Below are 13,087 nucleotides of genomic sequence, written 5' to 3'. Positions count from 1 at the left end.
GTTACAGGAAAATTACGGTTTGGTTACGAATGTGAACCGATTGTTACGTTGCAATCCTAGTCGGCGATTTCCTCGACCAGTTCTATGGCGAAACCGTTGGGCGCCGCCAGCGTGGCGCGCCGCGTGGCGATCGCTGCCGGGCGGGCGTCGACGATGAGCGGTTCACATAGCACTTCCGCGCCGAAGCCGCGGGCGCGTTCGAGCACCGCGTCGAGGTCGATCGTCATGAACGACCACATCACCATGCCGCGGTTCGGCGGACGGGACGGCGCGACCGCATCGGCGCCGGTGTCGTACCAGTCCAGAAAAACCAGGTACTTGCTTTCGGAGCCGGGCGCAAAGACCTGCAGGAACCGCATGTTCGAGCCCGGGGGCACATCCAGCAGACCGCCCGCCGGGCCTTCGCTGGGGAGATCGATGTCGCGGCGCACCTCGTAACCCAGCACTTCGGTATAGAAGTCCAGGCTGCGCTGGCCGTTGTTGATGACCTGGCTGGAATACGCCGGGCCGCCGGTAAGCGTCCCTTCGGAAATCGGGCAGATCGGGGCCAGGTCCGGCGGGCGCGCAATGCCCAGCACGTAGACGCCATCGGGCGCGCGCAGGTGCGTTTCCAGGGCATCGTAGGGCGTGCCGTCCGGACGATGAAGCGGAATGCGGGTAACGCCGGCCACGGTTCCGAAGCCCATGCGATCGCTCTCGGCGATCAGCTTCTCCATATCGGCGCAGGCGAAGCCGACCGCCAGGCCGCCTTCGAGCAGTGCATTCATTCCCGGGCGCACTTCCGGTCGATCGCCGGCGACGCCGATCACACGCAGGTACGGCATGTCGGTATTGCCCGGCTGCTGGTAGAGGACGTGCTCCCAGTCGCCTTCGTCATCCAGCCCCCAGAGTTGGGTCAGCGGGCCGCGAATTTCGTCGGCCAGATCGTCAATCGCCGGTTGCAGTCCCATCAGCTCCGAATAGAAGGCGCGGCAGCGCTCCATGTCGCTGGTCACAACCGTGGCGGCGGCCAGCGTACCGACCAGTGCGTCGCCCTTTGTCTCGCCGGGCGCCAGCGGGTTCGTCGTGTTCATGGCGCGCAATGATAGCGAAGACAGGTGCGTTATTCTTTATCGAGTTGAGCCAGGGCACACGGGATGACCGAGCAGCGCCGACGATTTCTCAAGATGCTCGCCGCCGGCGCGGCCGGGGTGGCGGCGGCCGGATGCGCGCCTTCGTCGGAGCGCGAAGCACGCGAGCCGGCGGCAGGGCGTGGCGACGCCGGCGAGCGCTACCGCTGGCGCCTGGTCACTGCCTGGCCGCCGGGGCTGCCCGGTTTCGGCACGACCGCGGTGGCGCTGGCCGACACGCTGCGCGAGGTCTCGGGCGGGCGGTTCACCCTGCAGGTCTATGCGGCCGGCGAACTGGTGCCCGCTTTCGAGGTCTTCGACGCGGTATCGCGCGGCAGCGTGGAAATGGGGCATTCGGCGCCCGCGTACTGGAAAGGTCAGGCGCCGACCACCCAGTTGTTCACCGGCTATCCCTTCGGGATGCTGCCGGCCGAATTCAATGCCTGGATGGCCTATGGCGGCGGCATGGAACTGTGGCGGGAATGCTATGAGCCGTACGGCCTGGTTCCGTTCCCCGGAGGGAACACGGGCGCCCAGATGGGCGGCTGGTTCCGCCGCGAGATCCGCTCGGTGGACGACTTTTCCGGGCTCAAGATCCGGATGCCGGGCCTGGGCGGTGACGTGCTGCGCAGGCTCGGGGCGACGGTGGTCAACCTGCCGGGCGGCGAGCTGTTCACGGCGCTGCAGTCGGGGCTGATCGACGCCACCGAGTGGGCCAGCCCCTACAACGACCTGCCGCTGGGACTGTACCAGGCGGCGCCCTACTACTACTTCCCCGGATGGCACGAACCGGCCGGCTCGATCGAGATCATCATCAACCGCAAGGCGCTGGAATCGCTGCCGGGAGAATTGCAGAAACTGATCCAGACGGCCTGCACGGCAGTCAATCACCAGATGCTGTCGGAATTCATGGCCCGCAACGTGCAGGCGCTGCGGGTGCTGGTCGAGGAACACGGGGTGCAGTTGCGGCGCTTCCCCGAGGAAGTGCTCAAGGGCCTGCACAAGGCCGCAAGTGAAACTCTGGACGAACTCGGCGCCGCCAACCCGTTGGCCGGTCGGATCCTTCGCTCGTACCGCGAGTTCCAGGACGGCGTAGCTGGCTGGCAGGCCATTTCGGAAGGCTCGTACCTAAGCGCCCGCGACTCGTGATCCGGCGTGGCCCCGCACTGCGCGGCCGATCCGCGCCGCCGAAGGCGAGCGCCGCCGTCCAGGCCGACCGCAAGGCGGTATGGATCGCCGCACTGACCGCGGTGGTACCCACGCTTACGGTCAACGTCTGTTACGTGATTTCCAGCACGCAGGGCCTGGTGCCCGCCTGCATTCCCTATTTCGAGGGCTGCACGTCGATCAGTTCCGCCGGCCGCTACGGCATCAGCTACTACCTGTTCAAGGTGGGCATGGTGGGCGCGGCGGTCCTGCTGGTCCTGTTCTGGCGGCAGATGTCCGGTCACATTCGCGCGGCCACCGGGCGCGCGGCGCCCGTGGCTGCGGCGTGCGGCATGGGCGGCGCGGCCTTCCTGGTTCTCTACACGGCGTTCCTGGGAAGCGAGGGCGATTTCTATTTTCTGATGCGCCGCTTCGGCACGCTGCTCTACTTCGGACTGACGATGGTGGCGCAGCTCATGGCCTTGCGGCGGCTGGAAACCTTCGCCCCGCCATGGCTGACGCGCACGATGAAGTGGATCCTTTTCTCGATGCTGTTCTTCGGATTCTTCAGCATCCCGGTGATGAACTACATGGACAACAAGGACACGTTCCAGGACATCATCGAGTGGGATTTCTCCCTGCTGATGCAGACCTACTTCCTGTTCTACGCGATCTGGCTGGCCCGCCTCCGCAAATCCCGCTCTACCTAGAGCTTCCTCGCCCATCGTTCGTCCCCCTCCTCGTGGGAGACGCCATCCCTGGCTCGATTCTCGCTGTCCCTGCTCCAACGCTCCCACGAGGAGGGGGACAAACGATGGGCTTCAGCCGGCGCGGTAGAAGGGTTCGCACCAGGGCTTTGAGAGCTTTTCGCCGCCCCTTCTTTCAGGAGCGTTGGAGCAGGGACAGCGAGAATCGAGCCAGGATGGCGTCTCCGGAAAGAAGGGGCGGCGAAAAGCTCGCGCAGCAGGTACTGGCGCGATATGCGGACAGGTAGTTAGTCGGCGGCTTTGTAGCGCATGGCTTCGATGAAGCGGGGGTCGTTGGGGTCGGCCAGTTTGCAGCGGGCGGACGCCCATTCGGTGCCGAAGCCTACCCGGCCGCTTTCCGGCGTGGCCCAGCCATTACCGATGACGTCTTCCTGGCCGTATGCGCCCGGCTCGCCGTCGTGCAGCGTGAGTCGCGCGAGGTCGACGAAGTTGCGCCCGGAACTGGACGGCCAGAGCGACGTCAGGAATTCCAGGTGGACGTCGCGCGGCTCGGGTTCTTCGGTCGTGATGGTGTAGACGTCGCCCCGGTCGTGCATGAAGAACGGATTGATGACCTGGTTGCTGCCGTCCTCGTAGCGCAAGGCGGCGAAACACTCGTAGCGCCGCGCCTTGTCCATGCGCAGGTGGGTGCGGTCCAGGCGGCCGGAAATAAGCGAACCGTCTTCCAGGTAGCCGTTGTCGTAGATCCACAGCTCATCGGGGGTGAGGATCCATTCCGCGTCCCAGGTCATCTGCTGGCCGGTGTTCTTCGACACCATCGTGCATTGCCCGAACTCGCCGAGCAGGCCCCTGAGCTGCTTGCCGTGCCGGCGCCAGTTGAAGCTGCAGTTGCCGCCGTAATTGGGGTCCGGCTGCAGTTCGGGCCAGACTTCCGGCCGGAGATGGGCATCGACATAGAGATGGGGGTCCTTGATGCGCCGGCCGGAGATGGACACCGCGCCCAGTTCCTCGTCGATCGAAATCAGGAACACCACCTGCTGGCCCGGAAACACCGGTCCGTCGTCGGCATCCAGCCTGATCTGCGTGTAGATCACATGTTCGGCCAGGTGAGGCGCTTCGATTTCGGCAAACACCCGGTAGAAGAGGTCATGCTCGCCGTCCGGCGGCGCGCCGAGGTTGCGTTCCAGAAAAACCTGGGGAACGGACGAGTACTCGCCGGGCATCCAGGCCATGAAGTCCTCCAGGACCTTCATCAGCTCGGGCTTCGAGTTGGTCGCGCCCGCGGGTATGGCCATCAAAGAGAGTGCAATTGCGGAAATAAAGGCGCGCATGGGTTCAAGCCTCCAGTTGGCGTCAGGCCTTGAGGTCGTCGTCGCTGAGCGGGAGCTTGCGGACGCGGCGTCCGGTGACGGCGAACAGCGCGTTGCAGAACGCGGGCGCCACCAGCGGCGTGCCGAGTTCGCCGATTCCCGTGGGCGGATGGTCCGATGCAATCAGTTCCACTTCGATGGTCGGCGTGTTGGCCAGCGTCAGCATCCGGTAACGGTCGAAGTTGCCTTCTGCCACCGCGCCGTCCTCCAGGTTGATTTCTCCGAACAGCAGGGCGCTCAAGCCATAGATGATGGCGCCCTCGATCTGCGCCTCGACGTTGTTCGGATCCACCGCCAGCCCGCAGTCCACGGCGGCGCGGATCTTTCGCGCCCGCCAGGCGCCGTCCTTTACTTCCAGTTCCACTTGCGTGCCGATGTAGCTGGAGAACAGCTTGGCCACCGCTATGCCGCTTTGCGCGGTCCAGCCTTCGGCCGCCTTTTCCAGCACTTTCAGCGCGCGCGGATCGGAGGTGAGTTCGGCGCGCAGTTCCACCGGATTGCGGCCACCGGCGTGCGCCACCTCGTCGAGGAAGCTCTCGGCGAAAAACGAGTTCATGCTGGCGGCCACGCTGCGCCAGAATCCGCCGCGCACCGGCATCTGCCGCATCACGTAGCTCACGCGCCGGTTGGGGACCGCGTACAGGTCGTTGAACAGAGCGCCCACCGACGACGGATCCGCCGATTCTTCCACCATCCACGGCCAGCGCTCGGCCAGCAGCGAATGTCCGGCCGCCTTGGCCGTCCAGGCGCTGGGGCGACCGGAATCGTCCAGCGCAGCACGCAGCCGCGCCACGTAGGGCGGCCGGTAACAGTCGTGGCGCATGTCCTGCTCGCGGCTCCACACCAGCCGGACCGGGCGGTCCGGCAGTCCCTGCTCGTGCAGCGCTTTTGCGATCGACAGGGCTTGCACGGCCACTTCCGACTCGATGCGCCGCCCAAATGCACCGCCCATGTTGCAGTGGTGCAGCAGCACCTGTTCCGGCTCCAGGCCGAAGATGTTGCCAATGTCGGCCTGCAGGCGCTGCAGGTTCTGCGACGGAACCCACAACTCGCATCCGTCAGCGCTGAAGCGCGCCGTGGCCCCCAGCGGTTCCATGTTGGCGTGAGCGAGGATGGGCGCCTCGTAGGTCGCATCCAGCGTCCGTTCGGCGGATGCAATCACGGACTCGGTATCGCCGGCTTCAATCCAGTTGCGGCCGTCCTCGGCCTCGAGCGCACCGCGCAGTTCTTCAAAGACCGATTCCGTGCTGCTGGTATCGCCGCCCTCCCAGACGATGTCTGCCTGTTCCAGTGCCGAGGACGCCGTCCAGTAGTCTTCGGCCACCGCCGCCACCGCCTGATCGCCGATGGCCATGACCTTGGGCCAGGCGCCGTCCGGCGACTCGTATGCGAGGCTCTTGAGGCGCGCTCCGCGGCGCGGCGCATTGAGCACGGCGGCATGCAAGGCAGGTTCGCCGCCGGCGGAATCGGCCATGAACGGAAACGTGCCCATGACCTTCGGCGCGCTGTCCTTGCGCGGGGCGTGCTTGCCGATCAGTCGAAATTCCTCGCGCGACTTGAGCCGCGGCTCCTCCGGCACCGGCATCCCCGCGGCTTTCCCGGCCAGCTCCCCGTAACTCAGCGAGCGGCCATTGCACCAGACCTGCGATTGCTCGGCGTAACAGTCCGAGGCCGGCACGCCCCATTCGTCCGCCGCAGCCGCCACCAGCATCTCGCGGGCCGCGGCGCCGGCTTGGCGAAGGCCCTTGTGATAACCCATGATCGACACGCTGTTGCCTGAACCCTGGCCGCGGTCCAGGCGCGCCGAGTTGCCGTAAGCGCCAGGGTCGAGCGGCGCGTAACGCACCTGAACGTCGTCCCAGGCGACTTCCATTTCATCGGCAAGCATCAGCGGCAGGCTGTGCAGAATGCCCTGACCCATGTCGCCCACCGGGCACAGTATCGTTACCGCGCCCTGCTCGTCGAGCGTTACCCAGGCATTGAGCGGTCCACCCGCTTCACGGGCCATCGCCACGCGCAGTCCAAAGGCGGGGGCGGCCAGCAAGGCGCCGGTGGCGGCCAGCATCTCACGGCGGTTCAGGGAAAGACAGGGCTGGGCGACCGGATCCGTACGACCGGCGGATGAAGCGTTTGTTTTCAGCATAGCGCCACGAATAATAAACCTTACGGCGGATGCGTTTCGGCGCGCGCCCCGGGAAGTCGTGGAATCGCGGCCCGGCAGGAGTCAGCGCCGACGCGCGTGCATGATAAACTGCACCGCCGTGGCGAGCTTTACTCTCAATGGACGCGCGGTCACGCTGGACGTGCCCGATGACATGCCGCTTTTGTGGGCGCTGCGCGATCATCTGAACCTGACCGGCACCAAGTACGGTTGCGGCATCGCCCTGTGCGGCGCCTGCACCGTGCATCTCGACGGGGTTGCCGTGCGGTCCTGCCGGATCAACACGGTCGCCGCCGAGGGCCGCAGCATCACGACCATTGAAGGTCTGGCGGAAGACGGCCGGCCGCACCCGGTACAGCAGGCCTGGATCGACGAGCAGGTCCCGCAATGCGGCTACTGCCAGCCCGGCATGGTGATGGCCGCGGCGGCACTGCTGGCGGACAATCCCGCGCCCAGCGACGAAGACATCGATCGTTCGATCACGAACATCTGCCGTTGCGGCACCTACCCGCGTATCCGGCGGGCCATCCACGCCGCAGCCAGATCAATGTCGCCAACCACGGCCGGCGAAAGTTGAACCCAATCAGGCAATTTACGCCGGCTTTGCTGGCAGCAACGCTTGCGCTCTGGGCTTGCGGCAGCGAGCAGCCGGCCGCGACTTCCGCCGGGACCGAGTCGTCCGGCGCGGGTGCATCGGAGCCCGCGCCCGCAGTGGAGGAGGTAGACCTCGCCACCCTGCTGGCCGCGGCCAATCCGGACCGGGGCCGACGCCTGTATATACAGTGCCGCGCCTGTCATACGCTGGTGGCCGAGGGCAACCAGTTGCTGGGACCGAACCTGCTCGGTTTCCTGGACCGCCCGGCCGGCACCGCGCCGGGCTACGAGTATTCGGAAGCGTTACTGGCCTCGGAGATCACCTGGACGCCGGAAACGCTGGATCACTGGATGCGCAGTCCCTCGGAAGTCATCCCCGGCAACAAGATGATCTTCGCCGGCATCCGCAGGGCGCGCGACCGCGCCGACCTGATCGCCTACCTGCAGCAGTCCACCGCCGAACAGTAATCCGGCCGTTGGCGGCATGACGCCGCCATCCCTTGCGATCTCCCTGTTGACTTGGTCGAAATATTACTCTATATTTCAGAGTTAACGCTATTTGCGAGCGTTTATTCTGGTGAAAGGAGGAGAAATGACCAATCAGCAGCAACTGAAAGAAGACATCGCGTATGTGCGCGCCGCGTCCGAGCGATCCGCGTCCGTTCACATTCCGGCGATTTACCTGATCTGGGCAGTGCTTTGCCTGTGCGGTTTCACACTGGTGGACCTTGTGGGGCCGGGTTCAGCCTGGATTGGTGTTTACTGGATGATTGGCGGACCTGTGGGCGGGGGGCTTACCTCGTGGCTCGCCTGGCGGGCCGCCCGCGACGTCGGACAGGCCGACCGGCGGGAGGGCAAGCGCTGGGTGTTTCACTTTCTGGGGTTCTTTTGCACCGGATTGCTCGTATTCGGCCTTGTCGGAACCGGGCAATTGACGTGGCCGGGAGTAAGCTCCACGTGGATTCTTCTTCTGGCACTGACTTATTTTCTGGCGGGTCTGCACCTTGAGCGACGCATGTTGCCGATCGGCGCGCTGCTTGGCGTCGGGTACCTGATCACGCTGGCATTGCCGTCCTACGGATTCACTGTCGCCGGCGTACTCGCCGCCACGGCGCTGGCGGCGCAGGCCTTCCTTGGCGCAAGGGCGCAACGTGCCGAAGACTGACCCGGACGTCGCGACCCTGGAGGAACTGGGTTCGCTCAGGGGCTTGTTCGAGCACCGGGTACGGCTGGCGATCTGCGTATTGCTGTCCAGGCACGATGCGATGTCATTCAGCCGACTGAAGCAGGTGCTTGAAGAAAAAGACGGCAGCCTGGGCACGCACCTGCGCAAGCTCGAAGACGCCGGTTACCTGAAGATACAGAAGAGCTTCCGCAACCGGCGGCCTGTGACCTGGTATCAGCTGACCGATTCGGGACGCACCCAACTGGGGGAGCACATCGCAAGCCTGACGCGCCTGATCGAGCGCGCCCACTAAGGCGGGATCAGCAGCCTAGTCGGCCTGGCTCTCCTCGGCGCGCTGTGCGTCGATGTGGTCCTTGAACACGGTCCAGGACGTTTCCCTGGGGTTCTCGGTGCGTATCGGCGGCGGCTCGACGTATTCCGGGTGATTCAAGTTGATTTCATCCATCACCACGGCCGGCAATTCGTCGTAGCTGCTCAGGCGCATCCCGGCGGTATGGAACACCGCGACGCCGGGGCGGTCGCCCATCTTCATCCACGGAAGCCACTTGGAAACGCGCCCCCACGAAATGATCCGGTCCTGCGCCACCGGAATGTCCGCATCCAGGATCTCATCGACGGGCGAGGCTCCCGTACCGAACTCCATCGCATGATAGATTCCGCCCACGGATTGCTGGTAATCGCCACCCAGGGGATTGCTGTAGAAGAGCCGCGCGGCGCCGCCGCCGTTCATCATCACGCCGTCCTTGAAGAAATTGGACAGCGTCGCCGTGGGATTGCCTTCCTCGTCGCGGGCCCAGTTCTCGCGGTAGTTGCCGGGCGGATCATTGGCCACCTGCACGACTTCCACTTCCTCGCCGGTCCAGGGATTGGTCCAGGTCCTGAGGATCTCGTTGGTCTCCGGGTCCAGGTAGAACATCAGTTCCCGCGAGCGGGCGACATAACCCAGGCCGCGCACGGGGTCGCTCAGGGTTTCGCAGTGGCGGATGTTCATGCCCTGTACGTTGAACAGATGGCGGTCCTTTTCGGCCGGCTTGCGGGAGTACATGCGTCCCTCCCACCAGTACAGCGCCGTCTCGCCGTCGTTCAGCGAGCAGCTGACCTTCATCCGCAGCCGAATGATGTCGTCGGGGTCGTCGAGATTCAGTTGCCCGGCGTACGCGGCGCCCGCCGCCAGCGACAGCGCCCCGGTCAATCCGGCCAGGGCGCGTACAGTTTTTCTTGCTTTCATTGTCTCCATTCCCCCTCCGGCTCGGTCATCGATCCGAAATACGACCAGCTGGTCACGTTGGGCCGCGCATCGTCCAGGGGCGGCGGCTCGGCGTAGTCGGGATAGTTGTTGCGCAGTTCGCTCAGCAGCGGCTCGGTCAGGTCATCGATCCCGGCAACGCGTTTGCCGACGGTCGTGAAGATCATCATCCCGGGGCGATCGCCCATCTTCATCCACGGCAGCCACTTCGAAGTGCGCGCCCAGGACAGGGTGTAGCGCTTGAGCGTCGGGAGTTCGGGATCCAGCAGCTCGTCCTCGTAGGCATAGGCGTTCAGCATTTCCATCGCGTGATAGGTGCCGCCCACGTACTCCTGGTACTCGCCGGCCAGCGGGTTGGTGTAGAACAGCGGCGCGAATCCGGTGGTCCAGACGCGGCCTTTCATGAAGCGCCCGTTGAAGGTGATGCCCGTTCCGTCGGGGCGCCGCGCGTACGCAGGACCGCGCATGTTGACCGGATCGTTGGCCACGTGCAGCACTTCCACTTCCTCGCCGGTCCACGGGTTGGTCCAGGTGCGCAGCACCTCGTTGGTGTCCGGATCCAGGTAGATCAGCAGTTCCCGGGACACCGAACGGTAGCCATGGCCGCGTTCCGGATCCTCGAAGTTCTTGCACTGGCGTATGTTCATGCCCTGCACGTTGAAGATATGTCGGTCCTTCTCGCCCGGCATGCGGCTCATGGCGCCGCCCTGCCACCAGTAGAGGATCGTTTCGCCTTCGTTCAGCGAACAGTTCATCTTCTGTCCGAGAAGAATGGCATGGTCCGGGTTGACCGGATCCAGCCTCTCGGCGGCCGTCGCCGCCGAGCCCAGGATCAGCAGCACGGCGCCGCCCAGCGCCGCGCGGAGTGGATATCTCATTTCTCTTTTCCTCCCATTTGTCGGGCGCAGCATAACGCCCATCGGGGCGTTCGCATAGTCCAGGGCCTGTTGGCCCTGGTCATTTTACGGGCCAGCCGTCCGCCAGACCCGTCCCGGTGAGCTGTTTCAACAGTGCGGCAGCCTTCTCCAGCGCCTCGGGATCGGGATGCGCGACCGGAGGCGTGGACGGATGGCGCGGCAGGGTCGCGTCCAGTCCCGCCTTGGAAGCCGTCTTGCGCCCGGGTTCCAGCGACGGGTCGAGCAACGAGGTTGAAAGATCGTCGACCCGGATCAGGTCGCGGTCCCACTGAAAGCGCGTGGCCAGCGCCCAGTTGATCTGCTGCGCATCGAACAGGTCGATGTCCGAATCCAGCGCCACGGCCGTCTTGACGCGGCGCCAGGCAAGCACTGCCGCCAGCGCGTCGCGGACTTCCCCCGCAAGGGCGCCGTCGAACTGCAGCAGGGCCAGGAATCGCCGGCCCTCGGCTGGCGCGTGCACGTTGATCAGGCGCGGCGACACGGCGCGCGCCAGCGAAAACAGCTTGCCCTCCATGGCGATGTTGTCCGGAGTCAGGTTGTCGGCCAGGCCGGAGCCGCAGTCATGCAGCACCGCGCCCTTGCGGTGCGTAATCGACAGGACTTCGCAGACCGGCGCGTCCACGGCCGGCCCGAGAAAGCCCGTGTACTCGGCGAACGGCCCGTCCGGGGCCGTGGCGCCGGGATGGGCCAGCCCCTCGATCACGATTTCCGCATCCGCCGGAACGAGCAGCCTGCCGTCGAAGTTGAGCGACGGAGTGAGCCGGACCGGTTCGCCGATCAGCCCGCCGGCCGCGGGCCAGTGGCTTTCCGGGTAACCCAGCTTGACCTGGGCCGCCACGCTTACCGCCGGATGGTGACCGATCCAGAACGCTACCGGACAGGGCTCGCCCCGTTCGTGCCAGGCGCGCATATTGCGCGCATTGTGGGAATTCGGATACGGAAACCAGCTCATGGTTCGGGCGTCCTTGATCCAGCAGCGCTGGATCGCCGAGTTGTCGATGCCTGACTCGGGATCGCACGTGGTCGCGTGGGCCGCGGTGAGGTAAGGGCCGGGGTTTCCCTGATGCTGAACCGTGGCCGGCAACAAACGCAAATCCACTTCGCCGCCCGCAAGAACAATCTCACGCACGGGCGCAGCCTCGGCCGGCATGGCGACCGGTTCGACTCTATGTTCCTGGCGCCCGGCCCACCAGGCAGCCGCCGTGCGATGATCGGCCAGTCCCAGCGCCGAGCAGACCAGTTCGCGGCTGGCGGTCAGGTTCGTGACCAGGCCGAAGGGCGATATCCGTCCATCGGCAAGCCGTGGCTGCCGCACCCAGACGGGCGGATAACGGCCCTCGGCGTCCAGCGCGTGCTGCAACGCGGTGGCCTCGTATTCCACCGCCACCGGCTCGTCGAGGCGAAGAACCGCGTCACCGAGCGCCTCCAGCCAGGCAAGCAGGCCGTCCCGCACTCCGGCAACAGCTGCAGCGGCACTCATTGCCTTGCATCCACGTCGGTCAATCCGTAGATCGCGAAAGTCGCCAGCCAGTGCTCTCCCTCGTAGTGCCCGCTGAAAACGTAGTCGAGGCCCGCCGCCATATGGTCTACGGCGGACGCCAGCAGCACGCCGGCGCGAGGATCGCCCGCCGGCAATGCGCGAGCCACGGACCGCATGGTCCAGGCCCGGTGCAGGTTCAGACCGGCCAGATGGACGATCTTGCCGTCGGTCACGTCGCTGACAGTGGCCGGCTGCAGCAGCCGGCCCAGTTCGCCTTCCCGCAGGGCGGGAAAGAAACCGTCCAGCCAATCGGAATATTCCGCCGAGTCAAGGACCCGGCGCATCAGGTCCGCCTCCGCCAGCGCCGCGGAAAAGAAATCCTCGCCGCTGGGCTCGTAATTCACTGGATAAGCACGGTCGGCGGCGTAATAGGCGAGGCTTCTTTCAACCAGCAATTGCTGAAGCTCGCCCTGCCCTGTTGCCCGCGCGTAGTCCAGACCCTGGCCCAGCGCGAATGCGGTGTTCGGATGCACCCCCGTTCGCACCGGCCAGTCCAGGCGGGGAAGGTAGCCCATCATCAATGCCACGATGCGCTGCTCCAGCGGCGCCAGTCGCAGTAACCACTGGCGGGCGTAGGGATCCTCGAACGTGCGAAGCTCCACCGCCAGTCGCAAAAGCCAGGCCCAGCCGTACATACGCTCGAAAGAACGATTCTGGTCCTCGTCAAAATACTCCGCTTCCTCCAGTAAGGCCTGGGTGCTGAATTGCGCCTCCAGCACGCTGCGGGTCAGTTCCGCAGCCGGATGTCCGGGATAGAGTTTGAGCAGACGAACGAGCAGCCAATGGCCATGCACCGCCGAGTGCCAGTCGAAGCAACCATAGAAAACGGGATGGAGTTGCCGTGGAGTCAGAACCGACTCTTCGCCCAGCATCACCTGTCCCGGCTTGTTCGGATATTCCGTCACGATGCAATCCAGCGCCAGCCCCGAGAACGCCGCGGCTTGCTCGTGCGTGAGCGGCTGATCGAAGCGCGGCATCGCGGCTTCTCCCATGATCGGGATGTCCGTTTGGGGATCGGCAGCGGCTACGCCGCCTGCGCCCACAGCAAGAAGGGCGATCGTGCCTGCCAACATTCGCCGGATGGTACCACCGTGGCGCCGTGCGCATCGCA

13 protein-coding genes are annotated in these 13,087 nt (G+C 65.3%); 6 read left to right on the top strand and 7 right to left on the bottom strand.

Annotated elements, in window-relative coordinates:
• Positions 1–56 precede the first annotated feature (56 nt).
• Complete coding sequence (locus F4036_06215; protein ID MYK37338.1) at positions 57–1,073, bottom strand: hypothetical protein; 1,017 nt, start codon at positions 1,071–1,073, stop codon at positions 57–59.
• A 63-nt stretch (positions 1,074–1,136) separates the two neighbouring features.
• Here F4036_06215 and F4036_06210 point away from each other — a divergent pair, with 63 nt between their 5' ends.
• Both F4036_06210 and F4036_06205 read left to right on the top strand, forming a co-directional pair.
• Complete coding sequence (locus F4036_06210) at positions 1,137–2,258, top strand: TRAP transporter substrate-binding protein (GenBank protein ID MYK37337.1); 1,122 nt, start codon at positions 1,137–1,139, stop codon at positions 2,256–2,258.
• The gene (locus F4036_06205; GenBank protein ID MYK37336.1) at positions 2,255–2,965 is read left to right on the top strand and encodes a hypothetical protein; all 711 of its coding nucleotides are present in this window, start codon (positions 2,255–2,257) and stop codon (positions 2,963–2,965) included. Before F4036_06210 ends, F4036_06205 begins: the two co-directional genes overlap by 4 nt.
• A gap of 284 nt (positions 2,966–3,249) precedes the next feature.
• Here the strand turns inward: F4036_06205 and F4036_06200 are convergent, their stop codons facing one another.
• A complete protein-coding gene (locus F4036_06200; protein MYK37335.1) occupies positions 3,250–4,293 on the bottom strand; it encodes a hypothetical protein in 1,044 nt (347 codons plus the stop codon).
• A 22-nt stretch (positions 4,294–4,315) separates the two neighbouring features.
• Positions 4,316–6,475: a xanthine dehydrogenase family protein molybdopterin-binding subunit gene (locus F4036_06195; GenBank protein MYK37334.1), complete on the bottom strand. Its 2,160-nt coding sequence runs from the start codon at positions 6,473–6,475 to the stop codon at positions 4,316–4,318.
• A 100-nt stretch (positions 6,476–6,575) separates the two neighbouring features.
• On the opposite strand from F4036_06195, the gene F4036_06190 reads away from it, so the two are divergent.
• From F4036_06190 to F4036_06175, 4 genes are all read left to right on the top strand, one after another.
• Positions 6,576–7,070 (top strand): (2Fe-2S)-binding protein, encoded by a 495-nt coding sequence (locus tag F4036_06190; GenBank protein ID MYK37333.1) that lies wholly within the window; start codon positions 6,576–6,578, stop codon positions 7,068–7,070.
• Positions 6,881–7,555 carry a cytochrome c family protein gene (locus tag F4036_06185; protein ID MYK37332.1) on the top strand — a complete coding sequence of 225 codons (675 nt, stop codon included), beginning with the start codon at positions 6,881–6,883 and terminating at the stop codon, positions 7,553–7,555. The genes F4036_06190 and F4036_06185 overlap by 190 nt, the downstream gene beginning before the upstream one ends.
• Positions 7,556–7,679: 124 nt before the next feature.
• Positions 7,680–8,252, top strand: coding sequence for a hypothetical protein (locus F4036_06180; protein ID MYK37331.1), 573 nt, complete (start codon positions 7,680–7,682; stop codon positions 8,250–8,252).
• Complete coding sequence (locus tag F4036_06175) at positions 8,173–8,565, top strand: helix-turn-helix domain-containing protein (protein MYK37330.1); 393 nt, start codon at positions 8,173–8,175, stop codon at positions 8,563–8,565. The genes F4036_06180 and F4036_06175 overlap by 80 nt, the downstream gene beginning before the upstream one ends.
• Positions 8,566–8,580: 15 nt before the next feature.
• On the opposite strand, the gene F4036_06170 is transcribed toward F4036_06175, so the two are convergent.
• From F4036_06170 to F4036_06155, 4 genes are read right to left on the bottom strand one after another with little or no spacing between them, the layout of a single operon-like run.
• Complete coding sequence (locus F4036_06170) at positions 8,581–9,510, bottom strand: DUF1838 domain-containing protein (GenBank protein MYK37329.1); 930 nt, start codon at positions 9,508–9,510, stop codon at positions 8,581–8,583.
• On the bottom strand, positions 9,498–10,439 hold the full coding sequence (locus F4036_06165; GenBank protein ID MYK37328.1) for a DUF1838 domain-containing protein: 942 nt from the start codon (positions 10,437–10,439) through the stop codon (positions 9,498–9,500). Before F4036_06165 ends, F4036_06170 begins: the two co-directional genes overlap by 13 nt.
• A gap of 37 nt (positions 10,440–10,476) precedes the next feature.
• A complete protein-coding gene (locus tag F4036_06160; protein ID MYK37327.1) occupies positions 10,477–11,916 on the bottom strand; it encodes a UbiD family decarboxylase in 1,440 nt (479 codons plus the stop codon).
• A complete protein-coding gene (locus tag F4036_06155; GenBank protein MYK37326.1) occupies positions 11,913–12,953 on the bottom strand; it encodes a DUF2891 domain-containing protein in 1,041 nt (346 codons plus the stop codon). Before F4036_06155 ends, F4036_06160 begins: the two co-directional genes overlap by 4 nt.
• Between the last annotated feature and the right edge of the window lie 134 nt (positions 12,954–13,087).

Source organism: Gammaproteobacteria bacterium, from assembly GCA_009845905.1.
Lineage (GTDB): Bacteria > Pseudomonadota > Gammaproteobacteria > Steroidobacterales > Foliamicaceae > Foliamicus.
The sequence above is the reverse complement of the archived record's forward strand: the minus strand, read 5'-3'. Positions and strand labels throughout refer to the sequence as shown.